14 protein-coding genes are annotated in these 18,293 nt (G+C 45.5%); 5 read left to right on the plus strand and 9 right to left on the minus strand.

All coding sequences use genetic code 11. From position 1 onward, the window contains the following. Positions 1–136 precede the first annotated feature (136 nt). From AB6D58_RS23335 to lptM, 8 genes are all read right to left on the minus strand, one after another. Positions 137–2,617 carry an EAL domain-containing protein gene (locus AB6D58_RS23335; RefSeq protein ID WP_017063759.1) on the minus strand — a complete coding sequence of 827 codons (2,481 nt, stop codon included), beginning with the start codon at positions 2,615–2,617 and terminating at the stop codon, positions 137–139. A gap of 192 nt (positions 2,618–2,809) precedes the next feature. Then, on the minus strand, positions 2,810–5,308 hold the full coding sequence (locus AB6D58_RS23340; protein ID WP_017071799.1) for an EAL domain-containing protein: 2,499 nt from the start codon (positions 5,306–5,308) through the stop codon (positions 2,810–2,812). A 168-nt stretch (positions 5,309–5,476) separates the two neighbouring features. Beyond that, positions 5,477–6,193 carry a 5-amino-6-(5-phospho-D-ribitylamino)uracil phosphatase YigB gene (gene yigB, locus AB6D58_RS23345; RefSeq protein WP_017068593.1) on the minus strand — a complete coding sequence of 239 codons (717 nt, stop codon included), beginning with the start codon at positions 6,191–6,193 and terminating at the stop codon, positions 5,477–5,479. A 15-nt stretch (positions 6,194–6,208) separates the two neighbouring features. Further along, complete coding sequence (gene xerC, locus AB6D58_RS23350) at positions 6,209–7,141, minus strand: tyrosine recombinase XerC (protein ID WP_017061015.1); 933 nt, start codon at positions 7,139–7,141, stop codon at positions 6,209–6,211. After that, positions 7,110–7,808, minus strand: coding sequence for a DUF484 family protein (locus tag AB6D58_RS23355; protein WP_017061014.1), 699 nt, complete (start codon positions 7,806–7,808; stop codon positions 7,110–7,112). Before AB6D58_RS23355 ends, xerC begins: the two co-directional genes overlap by 32 nt. Positions 7,809–7,852: 44 nt before the next feature. After that, positions 7,853–8,683 (minus strand): diaminopimelate epimerase, encoded by an 831-nt coding sequence (gene dapF / locus AB6D58_RS23360; RefSeq protein ID WP_017061013.1) that lies wholly within the window; start codon positions 8,681–8,683, stop codon positions 7,853–7,855. 11 nt (positions 8,684–8,694) lie between these two features. Further along, a complete protein-coding gene (gene lysA, locus AB6D58_RS23365; RefSeq protein WP_017066756.1) occupies positions 8,695–9,948 on the minus strand; it encodes a diaminopimelate decarboxylase in 1,254 nt (417 codons plus the stop codon). A 42-nt stretch (positions 9,949–9,990) separates the two neighbouring features. After that, positions 9,991–10,107 carry an LPS translocon maturation chaperone LptM gene (gene lptM / locus AB6D58_RS24515; RefSeq protein WP_063524726.1) on the minus strand — a complete coding sequence of 39 codons (117 nt, stop codon included), beginning with the start codon at positions 10,105–10,107 and terminating at the stop codon, positions 9,991–9,993. A gap of 75 nt (positions 10,108–10,182) precedes the next feature. On the opposite strand from lptM, the gene cyaY reads away from it, so the two are divergent. Beyond that, positions 10,183–10,497 carry an iron donor protein CyaY gene (gene cyaY / locus AB6D58_RS23375; protein ID WP_017061010.1) on the plus strand — a complete coding sequence of 105 codons (315 nt, stop codon included), beginning with the start codon at positions 10,183–10,185 and terminating at the stop codon, positions 10,495–10,497. 71 nt (positions 10,498–10,568) lie between these two features. Here cyaY and AB6D58_RS23380 read toward each other — a convergent pair whose 3' ends face one another. Further along, positions 10,569–13,097 carry a class I adenylate cyclase gene (locus AB6D58_RS23380; RefSeq protein WP_017066755.1) on the minus strand — a complete coding sequence of 843 codons (2,529 nt, stop codon included), beginning with the start codon at positions 13,095–13,097 and terminating at the stop codon, positions 10,569–10,571. Between the two features lie 344 nt (positions 13,098–13,441). On the opposite strand from AB6D58_RS23380, the gene hemC reads away from it, so the two are divergent. The 4 genes from hemC to AB6D58_RS23400 are packed head-to-tail and all read left to right on the plus strand — an operon-like array spanning position 13,442 to position 17,538. Next, positions 13,442–14,380, plus strand: a complete 939-nt coding sequence (gene hemC, locus AB6D58_RS23385) for a hydroxymethylbilane synthase (RefSeq protein ID WP_017061008.1) — start codon at positions 13,442–13,444, stop codon at positions 14,378–14,380. Between the two features lie 2 nt (positions 14,381–14,382). Further along, positions 14,383–15,111: a uroporphyrinogen-III synthase gene (locus AB6D58_RS23390; RefSeq protein WP_017061007.1), complete on the plus strand. Its 729-nt coding sequence runs from the start codon at positions 14,383–14,385 to the stop codon at positions 15,109–15,111. Positions 15,112–15,130: 19 nt separating this feature from the next. Beyond that, a complete protein-coding gene (locus AB6D58_RS23395) occupies positions 15,131–16,357 on the plus strand; it encodes a uroporphyrinogen-III C-methyltransferase (RefSeq protein ID WP_017061006.1) in 1,227 nt (408 codons plus the stop codon). Then, positions 16,357–17,538, plus strand: a complete 1,182-nt coding sequence (locus tag AB6D58_RS23400; RefSeq protein WP_017061005.1) for a heme biosynthesis protein HemY — start codon at positions 16,357–16,359, stop codon at positions 17,536–17,538. The genes AB6D58_RS23395 and AB6D58_RS23400 overlap by 1 nt, the downstream gene beginning before the upstream one ends. Positions 17,539–18,293 lie beyond the last annotated feature (755 nt).

Raw genomic sequence — 18,293 nt, forward strand, 5'->3', positions numbered from 1 at the left:
CCGTAGAGGACTTTCACCTCCTAGATCAACGCCATGCTCGGCGCACAAACAAAAAGGGTGAGCCATAAGCTCACTCTTGTTACATCGTATTTTCGTTATTGAGCCAACCAGTGTTTCACGTGAAACGCTCGCTCCATCAAAACAAACGCTGAGGTTGACCAAAGTAATACCCTTGCAAGTAATCGACCCCCATGTCTTCAGCAATACGGCACACCTGCTCATTATGAACGAACTCCGCCACCGTCTTAGCATTCAGAATCTGGCATAAGCTCACCAACTGCTGAGCGATCTTGCGCTGCTTTTTATCTTTATCAATATTGCGAATCAAACTGCCATCAAGCTTGATCACCTGTGGTTCTAGCTTCAATATCTCATCAATGTTCGAATAGCCCGAACCAAAGTCATCAACAATAATATTCACACCAAGATCGCGGAAGTGATTACACACCTCAATCAAGCGACCGTAATCCTGAATTTGTTCCGTTTCTAACACCTCCAAGCCAATACGCTGTGGGTGACTGATTTTCTTGATCGCTTGTTCAAGGTGAAGAATGGTTTTCTCATTGCTGAAATCTTGTGGCGCTAAATTAATTGAGAACGAATCGGTTCGCTGACTCATAAAATCGAAGGTGCGCGTTATCATCTGACGACTGAGGCGTGTATAGAGATGGGTTCCTTCAATGATTGGCAAGAACTTACCCGGTGCAATTAACTGACCGTCCTCTTCAATTCGAACCAAACACTCGTAGCTCTCTACCTGATGACTGTGTGCTGAAACTATGGGCTGAGAGCACGCCACAATATTCTGATTAAGCACCGCGCGACTCACGCACGACAGCCAACCAAGTTGCTCTTGGCGATGCTTCTCCAATTGAATGAGTGCCTTGGCGCTCACTAGGTGCTTGTTCTGGCTGACAGCGCTGCGCCTCGCATCAATCGCCTTCAACAATAAGTCATCAATAGAGGTAGTCGGGAAATCTCGACGGCTGGCGATACCCGCACAGATAGACACCGACAAGTAATCAATATCGGGTAAACCGGTAGGCTCAAAATTCACATGCTCGGTTTGATCGGCAAATTCCGAGAATCGCTGATGAATATGTTCTTGGCTCGCCCAACTATCAAACACCACCGCCCACTCACCAATACCGATACTGTAGAGCTGACAGCCCTCATCAAAGAACTGCCACAGCGCCTTTTGAAAGTACTCACTCAAATCATGCAGAAGCTTGTCACCTACTCGATAACCATACTTCTCATTGATCTGACCAAAGGTCGTGACCTTCAAAGCTAGTAAGTGGCTATCACTGCTCATCTTCGACAGTTTCTCACGCAGCACACTTCGATTGGGTAAACCTGTACGGTGATCAATTCGATAGCTTGCCGTCAATGCAGTGGCTTGCTGCTGAATCTTACTCGCCATGCTATTGTTCATGTCATCGACATCAAGCAGTGCATTTCGGATCAATGAAAACAGAGGGGATATGTTGGTCGCGGGTTGCGTCTCTAATGGCAATACCGCCTTACCCTCGCCTTCTCTAAGCGCAAGATAAGTGAGGCTATGGTGCAAGATTCGCTGTTGGCCATTCTCTTGATAAAGTTCTCCCATGCAGTAAACGCCATAGCTGTCGGCCAATTTTTGGAAAACCTCAACCTCTTGGTTGCCATCAATAAAGTCGATACGAGATGTACAGTTATAAATGAAGAACTGTTCTGGCCTATGAGAGGCGATCTGCTGCACGCCCAGTCGTATCTGCTCTAAGGTCAGTGATGGATGGTCATAACAAAACCGGACCTCATCGCCCACTTGGAACAGGCCGCTGAATTCTATCTCTCCACTTTCCGTTACCTTGAGCGGTAAGTGAATGTTTTGCTCTTTCGGGTCACCGACCATCAAGGGAAAGTTATGCAGTTGCTCAAAAGGCACTTCGAGGCCATCAGCGAGGTAACGATTGTAGAGTTCGCGAACAGGCATCCCATCCAGTTCCAACAACCGGTTCTCTTGAGCACCTGTCACTCGAAAAGTTCGACCAATCGGATTCCATTCAGTGTAGTAACCCTTAGCGATGGAGAGCTCAACACTGTGCAGCGCCAACATCACATAGGCATTTTCATAGCAAATGCCGTCTAACATCACCCATCGCCCATTATCTGTGATGGTCGATGCACCGCCACAGATCGGTAATGAATACATCGACTGCTCAAACGCTGAAAATAGATCTCGGTTATTTATCTGCAAGCGGTCTGCGAAACAGATGATGCTTTGAGTATTATCATTGCACTCAAGCTGTTGCCACATAGCGTGGCTATCGAGCAATGGTTGTTCGCTATATTCGACAACACCACAAGAGTAAGACGTCGCGTCAAAGCGGGTAACAATCAGATAAAGACCTTGGTGCAGGATGACACCTTGACTAATGTAGTGGTTAGCACTGCAACCAATCAATTTGGCATTGGGAAAAGTCGATTGAATCACTTGGCAGGCAGCCAAAACAGAACCTTTCTCGAAAGACGAAAACACCTGAATCAGTAGGCTTTCATGTTGATGAAAATCTATCTTTTCCAATTCACGTTGGGTTTGCTCAATGTCTTGTATCAGGAGAGAAGTCGACTGCATATTCACATTAATCGTTACGTTAATGATTTATTATTGTGCTTATTATAGATAAGGCTTGCACGGAATACTTGCGATCGCGTTATGAATAATGTGACCTTAGTTAGACATCATTCATTCCGCCAAAAAGCAGTCATTAATGGCGGCGCAGTACTTTTATAGCCAGTCGTTACACAATGCGGGAAGCTTTAACTGCTAAAACAGTCGCTTAGGCTCACCGAAGTAGTAACCCTGCAGATAATCGACACCCATTTGCTCTGCTATCTCACAAACCTGTTGGTTATGGACAAATTCAGCGACCGTTTTGGCATTGAACACTTGGCACAAACGAATCAACTGAGAGGCTATGTTTCTTTGTTTTTGATCTTTGTCGATATTACGAATCAAGCTACCGTCGAGCTTAATGATCTGTGGCTCAAGCTTAATGATTTCCTCGATGTTGGAGTAACCAGAGCCAAAGTCATCAACAATGATTCTCGCCCCAAGCGCACGGAAGTGATCACACACCTCAATCATGCGGCCATAATCTTTAATCTGTTCAGACTCGAGAACTTCTAAACCAAGTCGAGTAGGATCGTTCATACCACTGATCGCAGCCTCAAGGACCTCGAGCGTCTTATCGCTCAACAAATCTTGTGGGGATAGATTGATAGAAAATGAGCTCTGCTTATCCGCCATATAGCCAATAGTGCTCTTAATCATGTGTCGACTAAGGCGCGTGTAAAGATGGGTGTCAGCAATGATAGGTAAGAACTTTCCTGGTGGCACAATAGTACCGTCCGACTCCATGATTCTGACCAAACACTCTTGGCCAATCATTTCGTGCGTAACCGACTCCACAATCGGCTGGGAATAGGTGATGATGTTCTGATCTAGAATCGCACGACTTACACAACTCAACCAACCGAGTTGCTCTTTGCGGTCCTCTTCGCTCACCTGAATATCTTTGGCATTGGTGATGTGGGTATTGTTACGTACTCCATAGCGTCGAGCTTCGATCGCTTTCAATAAGATCTGGTCACCACTGTCGGTTAAGAAGTCACAACGACTAGCAAAGCCGCCACACAGAGAAACTGACAGGTAATCAATATCAGCCAAACCATATGGCTCAAAATTTATGTGTTCGATGTCATCGGCGAACTCAACGAAACCTTCTTTTATTTTCGTACTACCAACACTAGCATTGAAGATAATCGCCCACTCTCCAACACCAATACTGAATAGCTCTACCTTCACGCGAGGCTCTTTAACCACACGAAGCTGTAATCGCTCGATAAAGTGATTAGACAGATCGAGTAGCAGCTGATCCCCCACTTGATAACCATACTTCTCGTTAACCTGATGGAAGTTGGTTAGCTTTAAGGTCAGCAGATGTTCACTGAACAGAATCGTATTGAGGCGCTCTTTCAGTACGATACGGTTCGGCAAACCAGTACGCGAGTCAATGCGATAGCTTTCGGTTAAGCGACGCGCTTGTTGATGGAGTTTCTTTTCCATCTGAGTATTCATACTGTCGAGATCAGCGACTGCATTTCTGACTAGGTTAAGCAATGGCGACACGGTTGAGCCACACTGAAAGTCTTCGCAATGAAACTCTTTAATCTCGTCAGACTCGCGCATAGCGATATAAGTCAAGCTGTGGTGCAGTATCTCTTGGCGGTCTTCATTACGGTATAGCTCCCCCATGCAGTAGGCACCACATGTATTCACTATCCCTTCAAATGGCTTGAGCTCAAGTTTACTGTCGATAAATTCAAGTCGAGATACGCAGTTATAAATGATCACCGATTCAGGCTGATGCATGGCTAGCATCTCGGCACCGTGGTGCACCTTTTCTGCAGTGAGCGATGGGTGGTTATAACAAAACTGCGCCTCTTCACCGACATGCCAAGGGCTATCAAACTCAATACTGCCATCATCATTAATACGTAGCGGCGTCGAGATACCCTTCTTTCTGCCAAGTTCTCGATAAAGTGGAAAGCTCATCAGTTGACTAAAAGGAAGGTCTTTGCCATCCGCAAGGTAATGTTTGAATACTTCAATAGCCGGCTTGTCGTTCAATGCGTATAAGCGATTTCCGATTGCGTGTGTGACTCGTAGCTTCATCCCAATCGGGTTCCACTCAGAGTACGCGTCCGACCAAACCTTCAATCTTGGGTTAGTCAGAGCCACAGCAACACAGGCGTGCTGGTAGGTTTGCTCGTTATACATAACCCAACGGCCAAATTCATTCTCATGGCACAGTCCACCAGCTATCGGCAAGGCGTAAGGCAAATTTTCAAAAGCGCTATAAATAGGATAATCACGCCCTTCAACCTGATCGCACAAGCTGATGACCGTTTTGGTTTCTTCTGTAAGGCGCAGCTGAAAAGCTAAGTCTTGGCTGTCTTGATTTGGATTGCCGGAAAAAGGCTGGACCGCAGAGGTTAGATGGGTTTCGTTGAACTCACTGATGATGACTAAGGTGCATGCACTTTCAAGGCAATTATCACAGATAACATGACGAGCACTCTGGCCAATTAGCGTCGCATTATTTAAACGATTGAGGGCAACACCCGCGATTTGACGAGCTAGATCTGAAGATTGAGCTGAGAAAATTTGAATAAGGTACTGTTTGCTGTCACACCATTCTCGCTGATCAAATTGAGCTCTAAATAACGCCTCAGTATTTGCGAGAAATGTAAATGTTTGCATGCCAACCCTTGTTCAAAATCGAGTGAAGTAACAACCCGCAACCACTGCTATGACTGAAATGAATCGATAAAAAGTAGTCGCCAATTATCCTAGCCTAATCAGGCTTTTATAGGCGACTAATGTAACAATTCAATAGCATAAATGCGACACAATAAGCTTACCGAGCCATTAAATTAGTCGCATAAGATCGCTAAGTTGGTCTATTTCAACATCAGGGAGCACACTCGCCTTCGGGGAGCGGTATAAATTGGAACCAGTGTCATTAAACCAGCACGCTTGGAAGCCATTTTGCTTGGCTCCATAGACATCCGTTTTGAGGTGATCGCCAACATGAAGAATATTCTCAGCGTCACAACCTAGGTGTTGCTGAGCTTTTTCAAACATATCTGGATAGGGTTTTGCTCTGCCATCAGGGCCGGCTTTAAGGATTAATTGAAAGTACAGCCCTAAGCCAATTTTGTGTGGATCGACATTGCCATTGGTAATCGCAACCAGAGGAATACGTTGGCTAAGTTCAGTCATCACTCGATGCGTTTCTTGAGGGACATCGACTTGATTACGCAACCACAAGGCATGCTCAATGCCCTCTCGAGCCGCTTGCTCTGCTTGCTGCAGAGAGTAACCCAATTGCAGCAAACCACTCTTAATCTGAGTTTCACGCCACACGGTGACATCATGTTTCAAAGCTGGGTTTTCAGATGCGACTTGCTGCTTAATGCCCTGCCACTCTTCAAGCGATAAAGAAGCCGACACTGGGTGCTTTTGATAAAGCCACTGTGCCATCTCTTTCTCAACCTTCATGATCACAGGCCAGTTGTCATACAGGGTGTCATCCAAGTCAAAGGTCATGGCTTTGATGGGCTTTAACCCTCGATAAATTCGCATAGTAAACCCTTTAATCTAATCTTTATTCTTCTTACGAGCTCTCGGGTGAGCCTGATCATAAGCTTGTGCTAAGTGTTGGAAATCTAAGTGGGTATACACTTGGGTCGTCGAGATGTTTTCATGGCCAAGCAACTCTTGCACAGCACGAAGATTTTGGCTCGATTCCAGCACATGCGTTGCAAAGGAGTGACGCAGTTTATGCGGGCTGATGTGGCTCGCGACAGATTGCTTCTTGCCCCACTCTTCCATGCGCTTTTGCACGCTGCGGTGAGAGATACGAGTCCCGAGCTTAGAGACAAACAGCGCGGTTTCACCCGGTGAAGCCAATTCACCACGAACTTTGAGCCATTTATCGACCCACTCTTTAGCTAAACCAGAAAAAGGCGCTTTGCGTTCTTTGTCGCCTTTACCAATCACTCGGATTTCGCCTTGTCGACCCAACACATCTTTCAGATTGATGCCGACCAGTTCTGCCAGTCGTAATCCAGCACCATACATCACCTCCATCATCGCTCGATCACGAATCGACAATGGATCGTCCTCATTCACATCAAGCAGTTGACCCACTTCATCAACATCGAGGTTTTTAGGCAAAGGGCGTTGTTTGCGAGGTGCAGAGACACCTTTGGCTGGATTGGCGGTCATTTCGCCACGCAACACAAGGAAATCAAAGAAGCTGCGCAGTGACGATAAGCGCGTTGCAATGCTGCTCGCTTTCATTCCCTCACGCATGCCTTTACTGGCCAGTTGTCTGACCCACGCCGCATCGACTTGACCCCAATCCTTTAGCCCTAGAGTGACTAAATGACCGGCCATGGTTTCAAGTTGTTGTTTGTAATTACGTTGGGTGTGTAGGCTGAGTCCCTTCTCGCTTCGGAGATATTCATAGAAGCGAGAAAGTGGCTTTTGAAGGCTGTTAGGAAGAGGTATTTTGGGCTCTAGGCTCATTATTTATCTGCCAAGGTAAGGTGTCCGCCAAATGAGCGACAACAAGTGCTAAATGGCGTAAAAAGAGCGTATCCATATGGGGTTGGAAATGTCCGCCATCTTCACTAGAAAAGGCGAGCAAACCCAATGGAGACTGCTTAGCAAGCGGTAGTACTACATAAGAGCCTAGCTCTGGAACTGGATAATCACCAAACAAATCGTGTCTGTCGGCTTTTCTCAAGCGTCCAAGATAAGCATCTTTGCCATTGAAATGGTTAAGCGAAAACTTAGAGTAACCCTCAGCACTCAACTGATAAAAGCCAGATTGCGAAAGAATACGAACATGAGCCTTAAGCCCAAGATCTAACGCTTTTTGTTCAACGGCTTTTATCACCTGCATGAAGTCACTGCATTTCAGCACTTGCGCTTGCAGATCCATAAACTCATAGAAGGTTTTATCGTTATTTGCTGCCAACGACATCAAGCCAGTGATCTCTTCTTCAAGCTCTTCGATTCGATGACGTTGGCGTTTAAGCTGAACCTCAACCAGAGAAACAGCGCCCTGCTCAACGTTATTGATAGCAAGGCGATCAACCAAATCTTTTCGGTCTTGGAAAAAATCTGGGTTATCACGTAAATATTCCGCGACCACTTCTGCGGTGAGTGCGTCGGCTTCAACGTAAGACAAAACCTATCCTTTATTTTTATGAATATATTTGTTTTGGGTCGTTATTAGCAAGAAAGTTGACCATCAAACACATGCGTTGCAGGACCGGTCATAAACAGAGGTTTACCCGGGCCTTGCCAGCTAATGTGTAAGTCACCGCCTGGTAGACGAACCTTCACATTCTCAGCCAGTAAGCCTTGAGTGATACCCACTGCAACTGCGCCACACGCTCCGCTGCCACATGCCTGAGTTTCACCCGCGCCGCGTTCGTAAACACGTAGACGAACTTCTTCACGGTTAACGACCTGCATAAAGCCAGCATTAACACGCTCAGGGAAACGTTCATGTGATTCAAGTAGTGGGCCTAAGGTGTCCACATCAGCCGTGTCGACGTCATCAACCACGGTAACCACATGTGGGTTACCCATGCTTACCGCACCACAGAATAAGGTGTGTACATCCGTTCTTAGGATATACGTCTTCTCTGGCTGCTTGGCCTTGAATGGAATCTTGCCGGGTTCGAACTCAGGAATGCCCATGTTCACCGTGATCAGGTCATTCTCTTCAATCTTGAGAACCATTTTACCTTTCTTGGTACTCACGTTGATGCTGTACTTATTCGTTAAGCCTTTCATGCGAACGAATCGTGCAAAACAACGTGCACCATTGCCACACTGCTCCACTTCACTGCCATCCGCATTGAATATGCGGTAATGGAAATCAGTTTCTGGATCATAGGGAGCCTCAACCACAAGTAGCTGATCAAAGCCCACGCCAGTGTGACGATCCGCCAAGCGACGGATCAAATCTGGAGAAAAGAAAATATTTTGAGTAATGCAGTCCACGACCATGAAATCATTGCCCAAACCATGCATTTTAGAAAAGTGGAAGTGCATAACGCTTAAAATTACTCCGGAAGAATGTTTTCAAGTTCCCACAGACTCGTAAGCTCTTCACGCTGACGAACCAAGTGAGTTTTATCGCCATCCACCATCACTTCAGCCGCACGCGAACGAGTGTTGTAGTTAGATGACATCGCGAAGCCATAAGCACCCGCTGAACGAACTGCTAGCAGATCACCTTCTTCAAGAACAAGGTCACGATCTTTACCTAGGAAATCGCCTGTCTCACAGATTGGGCCAACCAAATCGTAAGTCACAGTTTCACCCTGACGAGGGCTCACAGGAACAATATCCTGCCAAGCTTGGTAAAGTGCTGGGCGCATTAGATCGTTCATTGCTGCATCGATGATGGCAAAGTTCTTGTGCTCTGTTGGCTTGAGGAACTCGACTTTCGTTAATAATACACCAGCGTTAGCAGCAATCGCTCTTCCAGGCTCGAAAATCAGCTCTAGATCAGAATGATTGTCTAAGCGAGCCAATAAAGCTTTCGCGTAGTCAGAAGGCTGTGGTGGTAATTCATCACGATAAACCACACCCAAGCCGCCACCGACATCAAGGTGTTTGATGTTGATACCGTTAGCACGTAGCTGGTCGATCAGCGCAAGTAGGCGATCGGTTGCATCGATGAAAGGTTCGATATCCGTTAACTGAGAACCAATGTGGCAATCAATACCATGGATAGACAAGTTATCGAGTGTTTTTGCAAACTCATAAACAGCAGGAGCACGGTCGAAAGCGATACCAAACTTGTTATCACGCAGACCTGTAGAGATATAAGGGTGAGTGTTCGCATCAACGTCTGGGTTGATACGCAGTGAAATCGGCGCTTTAACACCAAGCTCACCAGCTACTTTATTCAGTCGCTCTAGTTCTGGTTCAGACTCTACGTTGAAACACTTAATGTTCAACTCAAGCGCACGCTTCATTTCAGCGGCTGTTTTACCGACACCAGAGAATACAACTTTTGCTGGATCGCCACCGGCAGCAACCACACGCTCTAGCTCACCGCCAGAAACGATATCGAAGCCAGAGCCCAAACGAGCCAAAGTATTCAACACGCCAAGGTTTGAGTTAGCTTTAACGGCATAGCACACCAAGTGCGGATGCTCACCAACCGATGAATCAAACGCATTCCAGTGGCGTTCTAATGTTGCACGAGAATATACATACAGCGGTGTACCATATTGCTCTGCTAGTTGTGAAAGTGCGACGTCCTCAGCCCAAAGCTGGCCATCTTCCTGATAGTTGAAGTAATCCAAAGTTCTTATCCCTTATAAATAACGATTTCTGCGTGTTTTCACTTATTGTGATTGTTCGGTTTGCTGAACTTCATCAGGATCGTACAAAGGACCCGTTTGACCACAACCAGAAAGTCCAATAACGGACAGCATAAATAGAGCAGTAATTAATTTTTTCATTTTGCATATCGTGATTATTAACTCAATGCCCCCTATAATCGCACCACACTCAGGAAAAGCAATAGGATAGAAAGGATGAACGAGACTGAATTTCATCAGCTGGTCGATATACAGATGCAAAACATCGAAGAAGCTATCGATGAATCAGAGGCAGATATTGATTACGAAGTGACTGGTAACGTGATGACGCTGGAGTTTGAGAACCGCAGCCAAATCATCATTAACCGCCAAGAACCAATGAAAGAAATCTGGTTAGCGTCTAAATCTGGTGGCTTTCACTTCAAGCTAGTTGACGACAAGTGGACATGTTCAAAGACGGGCATGGAGCTGTTTGAGATGGTTAAAGAAGAATGCGTGAAGCACGCAGGTGAAGCGATCGATTGGGTCTAATCATTTGTAAGCAAAACTAAAAAGGAGTGAATCAATCACTCCTTTTTTAATATCAATCAGTCTTAGTAAGACTAGATGTTGACTATCTTTGAGCTCCGAGAAGCTAAAGTTGCATCGTTACGATAAGGCACAACGTAGGAATTGCCTTCTTCAGGATGAACGATTTGGTAGTACTGAGGTAGATTAAAGTTAATCAACTTAGACGACATCTTCGACTCATCTTTTACCGACGTGTAGAATGAATTCACGCTCGCGATCATCTCATCTTTTTCACCGCTGTACTGGTGGTAGACCTCAACTTGGTTCGACTCGTCCAATACATAAATATTGAAGCCCTTGTCGGTATCTTCGAAGAAGAACTGAATTAAGCCCTCACTTGCAAAACCATCAACCACTTCTGGTAGCTGATACTCTTGCTCTTTATCGAGCATCAGTAAAGGTGAGCCCTTCAGCTTATTGGTTGAAATGCTACGGTAGAAATCGACCGAGTTTTCCAACATTTGTACCGACACACCACGACGCTCGAAGAACAGGCCAAACATCTTATTGGCTAAACGAATAGCCTTAAAGCGGCGGCGCTTCTCGGGTTCAATCGGTTTCAATCGTAAGTCGATACACTCTGCAAGCAGTTGATACACCATGTTACGCATCACACCACGCAGGTTTTTGCTGTAACAGAACACATCAACCGACTCTGGTGGCAACGCATCTTGGTGCATTTTGCCAAGTACCGTCTTCAGCGCATCCAGCATTGCCGTATCACCTTGGAAGTGCAGCGTACGTACTTCATGCCAAGAGTTACGATAAACCAAGTCGACACTGCCGACTAAGCTCTTACCTTCTTCACCAAAGCTGAAGATATCGGCGTTCTTAAGATCCACTTTTAATGCACGACCACTTAACTCAGACGTCGGATCATTTTCAAAGTTGATGAACATCGCCAACTGGCTTATCTCACACGGGCTCGCCAGTGCTTGCATACTCGGGCGACGTTTACGCAAAGAAAACGTATTACGCAGGTCGCTCACCATTTGATAGAACTTATCGATATCAATGTGAGCGTCACGAACCACAGAGTGCAAACGCGTCGACTCGGTAATCAAGCCATTAAAAAACGACCATGCTACCAACTTACTCAAGTACTCATGATGTTCAAGAGAAGGCTGACCAAGAATGCGGTGTGCAACCAATGGCTGCTTATACAAGTACCAACCGGCTTTATTCGACTGACCCTGACGAACTTCGATGAAGCTCAAATCTGGTTCGTGCAGGTCCGGAGAGATTTGCGGGTTCAATAGCGTCACTTTACCCGGCAACACCTCAAACGCAGCGTAAAGCTTACGAGCCAAGATACTGATATCTTGTGGGCTGATTGCCGAAGTGATGTCGTTACGACGCGCAAATTGAATCAGATTGCGGTAGCTCAGCATCAAGGCATCAAGCAGTGCATGGTGTACCACTTTAACTTGCTCAACCTTCCAGTTACGGCGGTTATCAAGCTCAGCAATGGTTTCATGTCCCCAATTCCAAGATTTAGTCATCTCAGTTAAGGCTTCACGACGCCACGCAACAGAACCAATGCCCGCATCTCGTGACAACTTCTCGTGGGTCTTAAGGTAGAAACAGCGCCTCACCAAGTCCAATCGAGTATGGTCGTTAATACGCTCTAGGTAGCGCGTTACCTTCTCAAGCATCAGATAGTAACTATCCATGCCATACAGATCCGGTTCATCCGCGAAGAAGCGACGCTTGGTATCAATACTCAGCAGTTGGGTGTTTGGGTATTCCCATGAATAGGCTTCTAACAGGATCGCCTTCAAAACCGATTTATACGGTGAGTCGATACTCTTATAGAGCTGCCACAGGTTTGAACCAAAGTACTCTTCAGCGGGAATGCGATTCAGCTTGCCGAAATCGATCCACTGCGAGCAATCAAGATAGCCATCCTGACACAAACCTTGAACATACTCGTCGTAACACTCTTCCATTTCTGGCGGAATGATTTGCCACAACAAACGCTGACCAGCCAAACGAACCGCAGAGCGATAAAACTCATCAAGCAATAATAAGTGCTGTGAAGAACCACAGTTATCGCCGGTCATCTCTTCTGAATGGTTCGAACGGAAACGCTCTTCATCCATCAAGAAGAAGTTCGCTTCTACTCCCAAGGTTTCAGCCCAATCGGTAATCAAGAGACACTTGTTGGTTAGGCTATCGCGAGAGGCGCCATCCATATCCGGGGAAACACACACCCAGATATCAAGATCACTTGAAGTGCTTTGACCAATAGAAGAAGTACTACCCATGGTGTACAAGCCAAGGATTGCTGGTTCATCCGTCTCGGTGAGTTTGCCACCCAGCGTTAATTCGGTATCAGAGACAAATTGCTTTTGGAATTCATTAAGCGTGAAGCTACGAATTCCAAAAGGAACTTGTTGGTCATAATAACCAGGCATCATCGGGTGATTGAAGTGAAGCAGTGCGGGAATAAGGTTGAATACTCGCTGGCCTTGCACATTCATCAACGCCAACGCACGATCAATGCGCTGCTGATTTAGATTGTCTAATCGTTGAATCAAAGTTTGAGTGTAAGCCTGCAAGGTAAGTCCTTGGTTTGAGGTTAAGTGCAGTTCTGTTTAGTTACTGAACGAAAGGAGCAACAAAACGTGATCAATTTAACACTTTTACCCTTAATGGTAAAGCAAAGGAACCCGTCATACTGGTCAATTCCTTGATGACAGAAAGTTAAACTCACGGCGCCGTAGTGTCCTCTTTATTGACTATTTCTAATAATAGCCCATGTTTCAAATGAGATACTAATCACACTATTTTGGTGAACTCATGAAAATCTCTCAGCTATCAAAGTATGGAATGATCAAACAGTAAGAATTCTCGCCTCATAATGGTAGGATTAGGCTATTACAGAACCTATATCGGAAACACCATGACAAATTCAGCACCAATCCGTATCGCGACCAGAAAAAGCCCTCTTGCCCTTTGGCAGGCATACTTTGTAAGGGATGCACTGCAAGCTGCTCACCCTGGTTTAGAGGTTGAGTTGGTAACTATGGTGACCAAAGGTGACATCATCCTAGACACTCCGCTTGCTAAAGTGGGTGGTAAAGGACTGTTCGTTAAAGAACTTGAAGTAGCCATGCTAGAAGGTCGTGCTGACCTAGCGGTTCACTCAATGAAAGATGTACCTGTCGACTTCCCTGAAGGTCTAGGTCTGGTAACAATTTGTGAGCGCGAAGATCCGCGTGACGCTTTCGTATCAAACACTTACAACAACATCGACGAACTCCCACAAGGTGCTGTCGTGGGTACGTGCAGTCTGCGTCGCCAATGCCAACTGTTAGAATACCGCCCAGATCTGATCATCAAAGAGCTGCGCGGCAACGTTGGTACTCGTCTAGGTAAACTCGATGATGGTCAATACGATGCGATCGTACTGGCTGCTGCAGGTCTTAAACGTCTAGAGCTAGAAGAGCGTATTCGTAGCTTCATCGAACCAGAGCAGTCTCTCCCTGCTGTTGGCCAAGGCGCTGTTGGTATTGAGTGTCGCCTTGATGACGAGCGTCTGATTAAACTCCTTGAACCACTGAATCATAAAGACACGGCTGATCGTGTACTGTGCGAACGTGCAATGAACCTTACCCTAGAAGGTGGCTGTCAGGTTCCTATCGGCAGCTACTCATTATTAGATGGCGAAAACATCTGGCTACGTGCATTAGTTGGTGAACCGGACGGTTCTAAGATGGTTCGTGGTGAGATCTCTGGCCCTCGCAAAGATGCAGAAGCACTTGGCGTGACTCTGGCAAATCAATTGCTGGATGATGGCGCGAGAGAAATCTTAACCAAGCTCTACGTTGACCAAGAATAATCATGACAGTGTTGGTGACTCGTCCCGGTTCAGAGGGACAATCGCTTTGCCAACAACTAGCGGATGAAGGGGTTCAAGCAATCCATCATCCGCTGATTCGTATCGTGGATAATCCCAACTCTGCGGATTTAAGCACCCAGCTTAATAACAGCGATATCATTATTGCAGTCAGTCACCACGCCGTGGCGGCTGCCCAAAGCATCCTTTCAAAAACCTCATCCATTTGGCCTACTTCGCCGCTTTATCTTGGCGTTGGTCAAAAAACTGCGCACGTTTTAAGCAAAGTCTGTAAACAAAAAGTAAACTATCCTCAAGTTAGTGATAGTGAACATCTTCTTAAACTTACTGAACTTAATGGCGTAGAAAATAAGTCCATTTTGATACTACGTGGCAATGGTGGGCGTGAGCTCATTAGGGATTCTCTACTCAATCGAGGTGCACAAGTCTCTTATTGTGAGACCTACCGTAGAGAATATATTCCTATTAGCGACCACAATACCTATCAAACATGGATAAACAAAAAAACGTCCAAAGTTGTCATCACTAGTCAGGAACAATTGGAGTATCTCTGCTCAATTACCCCTGATGAGTATTTGGCTTGGCTTTCAACAAGACATCTATTTGTCCCAAGCCAGCGCATTGTAGAACGAGCACAACAACTCGGCTTCTCGAATGTGACCAATACTCACAGTGCTACGAACCAAATATTACTGGCTGCTCTCCGGCCCTAGCTAGAAACAGGAAATAAGCATGACAAGCAAAAAAAATAATGAGCATATTGAACCTGAAAAGAAACAAGATACTCAGCCAGTAGTTGTTGAAAACGAAAAAGCTGACTCTACAGAGACAAAACAACCTGAACAGAAGCTTGATGCCTCTGCTTCAAATACCGCTAAAAATGAGCAGCCTCAAGCTGAGCATAAAGAGCAAATAGAGAAAGCAGAAAAGCAAGGTAAGCGCGGTGTCAAACTAGGCGCTATTGCGATCGCTATTTCAATTATCTTCAGTGGCGGTATCGCATTTCAAATGCAGCAAAAGAGCGCTGAATACTCGGCTCAAATAGCCGCTCTTCAAGCACAACTTCAAAATACCCAATCTGCGGTAAATAAAGACCTACAAACCATCAAGCAAGAGACTATCCAAGAAGCCTCACACGCGGTGGAGAAAACTCAGGTCGTGCAATCTCAACAGCAGAAGAGCATTCAAAGCCTGCAGTTAGCAGTGGCTGACGTGAAAGGTCGCCGCCCGAATGACTGGTTACTTGCCGAAGCCGATTACCTTGTGAAACTAGCAGGACGTAAACTGTTCCTCGAGCATGATGCCGTTAGCGCAACCAAGTTAATGGAAAGCGCCGATCAACGTATCGCAGCACTGAATGACCCGAGCTTAGTGTCACTGCGTCAATCAATGACCAATGACATTACCAAGCTTCGCACTATTCCTCTGATCGACCGTGACGGCTTAGTTCTGCGTATCACAAGCTTGCAACAGCAAGTCGATACACTGCCGCTTGCCAATGCGATTCTTCCGGAAGCTGCGGTTGTTGAGAAAAAAGCGGTATCGCAAGATATTAATGATTGGCAGAACAACCTGATGACGTCGATGAAAGACTTCTCAGAAAACTTCATCACATTCCGCAGTCGTGATGGCGAAGTTATCCCTCTACTATCACCAGAACAGCACTTCTACCTGCGTGAAAACATCAAAGGTAAATTAGAAACCGCGATTCGCGCCGTCTACAAAGAACAAGGTGAACTCTATAGCGCAGCTCTTAATACCGCTAGCGAGTGGTCGAAAGCTTATCTAAATCAAGATAACAACTCAGTGATTGAATTTGAGAAAGCGATTAAACAGCTAAGTGAACAGAACATCTCTGTGAAATACCCTGTAAAGCTTGAGTCTCAAAATGAGTTGTCAGATGTGATACGTGAGCGCCTACGTCGTGAAGTCACCGTTATGACCACGGAGGAAAAATAATGATTCGTTGGATTTTTCTTTTTCTCGTTCTAGGTGCTGGGTTAATTGTTGGTACTCAGTTCTCTGGTCAACAAGGCTACGTTCTGATCTCAATTGCGAATAAGACCATTGAGATGAGCGTGACAACACTGGTTATCTTCGTCATCGCTCTTCTAGCGGCTCTATTCGGCTTAGAGTACCTATTTAAAAAGCTTATGTACGCGAGCTCGACAACTTGGAATTGGTTCAGTGTTCGTAAATTGAAACGCTCTCGTCGTTATACCAATGAAGGCATCATCAAGCTGCTTGAAGGTGACTGGAAAGGCGCTGAGAAGAAGGTAACACGTTGGGCTAACCATCACGACATGCCTCTACTTTGTTATTTAGTCGCTTCTCAAGCGGCACACGAACAAGGTAATACAAGTGAGCGAGATAAGTACATCGAGCTTGCTAGCCAACAGGACGACTCTCTACTAGCGGTTGAGCTAACTAAAGCTAAACAGCAAATCAGCGAGTCAAACTACGAAGCTGCATTCGATACACTTTCGACCCTAAAAGGCACATACCCTAATAACACTGCTGTACTTGGCCTGTTAAAAGCCACTTACTTGCAACTGAAGTTATGGCAGCCATTGCTAGAGTTAACTCCTAAATTAGTTAAGAACAAACTTCTAACAGCTGATGAGCAACGTGAATTAGAACAGAAAGCACAATGTGGGCTACTTCATGATGTGGCACAACAGCAAGGTAGCGAAGGTTTAATCAGCCATTGGAACAAGCTTTCAAGAAAACAGAAACAAAGTTCGCACCTTGTATCCTGCTTTGTGAAGCAACTTATCGCTCGCAAAGCTGACTCAGAAGCCTTCACTGTGATCAAAGAGAACATTGCAAAGAGTGGGTCAAATGAACTCTACATGTTGCTTCCAGAGCTGAACTTATCCGATCACCACCCAGTAGTGGTCATGCTAGAACGTGCAATTAGTAAAGACAGTGGTAATGCCGAAGCACACAGCGCGCTGGCTCAGTTCTACTTAAGAGAGCAGAAGTGGGCGGAAGCACAAAGCCACTTCGAAAAAGCCCTAGCACTTCGCTCAAATGTTTCAGATTACGGATACCTATCTGACGCACTAGAGAAGCAAAACTTAACGAAAGCAGCTCACGAGGTTTCTCGTAAAGCGCTCGCTCTAGTTCAACCCGCTTAACTCTAAGCGACTCAAACTAAGCCGATGTCTAGCATCGGCTTTTTTGTATCTGCTATTTAACCCTAGATAACTTCTACAATAGCTATAAACCAAGCTCATCAAACACTTACCTGCCCAATACCAACTAACCATGAAATTGCTCAACTGGGCTTCTCAAACACACGGAGAACGACTTTAGTTGTGTCTGTACGTAGTTTTACCATTCTTATAAACAAGTCCTTATAAGAGGTTCGAGAGGAGTCATAGAGAAAAGTGATACCTTGAAGTTCAAGAACAAATGGAGATCAGCTTGAGAGAAGGCGCTTAAAGATATTTACCCGCAGACAGATGCCCACTTAAAGTCACGTTGAATTAACAATTAAATAGCCATCAACGTTCCAACTATAAACCGTTATAACCGGGGAGTTCACGTAACTGCCTGTAGATTAATCTATTAAGTAGAGGGAGATAGCAAGAGTTACCGACCAACAAAACCTTGTTATTAGAAACGAGGCATCTTTATCAGCCAGTTCAAATTAGTAGGAGATAGAGCTCTCAAGACGCTCAGGAAAAGTTAATCAACGAACCAATAGCCACAAGTATAAACTTACGTAATCAAGCGCTGCTAGAGAGAGCAGAGCTTAATAATAAGTGTCGGAATATCAGAGCTCGTGATCAACGTAAAGCGCCTCTACAAACTCTGAGACGAATAATAAGACTCATACCAATCCGGAAAATTAACTGATCAGGTCAATCCAATCTCTTGTACACACTTT

Source organism: Vibrio sp. 10N.239.312.D08 (genome assembly GCF_041466145.1).
Lineage (GTDB): Bacteria > Pseudomonadota > Gammaproteobacteria > Enterobacterales > Vibrionaceae > Vibrio > Vibrio crassostreae_C.

What these genes read in the sequence shown, in the direction of transcription:
- AB6D58_RS23340 (WP_017071799.1), bottom strand. Translation starts at nt 5,308, where the DNA reads ATGCAAACATTTACATTTCTCGCAAATACTGAGGCGTTATTTAGAGCT.
- AB6D58_RS23335 (WP_017063759.1), bottom strand. Translation starts at nt 2,617, where the DNA reads ATGCAGTCGACTTCTCTCCTGATACAAGACATTGAGCAAACCCAACGT.
- xerC (WP_017061015.1), bottom strand. Translation starts at nt 7,141, where the DNA reads ATGAGCCTAGAGCCCAAAATACCTCTTCCTAACAGCCTTCAAAAGCCA.
- dapF (WP_017061013.1), bottom strand. Translation starts at nt 8,683, where the DNA reads ATGCACTTCCACTTTTCTAAAATGCATGGTTTGGGCAATGATTTCATG.
- AB6D58_RS23395 (WP_017061006.1), top strand. Translation starts at nt 15,131, where the DNA reads ATGACAAGCAAAAAAAATAATGAGCATATTGAACCTGAAAAGAAACAA.
- AB6D58_RS23390 (WP_017061007.1), top strand. Translation starts at nt 14,383, where the DNA reads ATGACAGTGTTGGTGACTCGTCCCGGTTCAGAGGGACAATCGCTTTGC.
- yigB (WP_017068593.1), bottom strand. Translation starts at nt 6,193, where the DNA reads ATGCGAATTTATCGAGGGTTAAAGCCCATCAAAGCCATGACCTTTGAC.
- cyaY (WP_017061010.1), top strand. Translation starts at nt 10,183, where the DNA reads ATGAACGAGACTGAATTTCATCAGCTGGTCGATATACAGATGCAAAAC.
- lptM (WP_063524726.1), bottom strand. Translation starts at nt 10,107, where the DNA reads ATGAAAAAATTAATTACTGCTCTATTTATGCTGTCCGTTATTGGACTT.
- AB6D58_RS23400 (WP_017061005.1), top strand. Translation starts at nt 16,357, where the DNA reads ATGATTCGTTGGATTTTTCTTTTTCTCGTTCTAGGTGCTGGGTTAATT.
- hemC (WP_017061008.1), top strand. Translation starts at nt 13,442, where the DNA reads ATGACAAATTCAGCACCAATCCGTATCGCGACCAGAAAAAGCCCTCTT.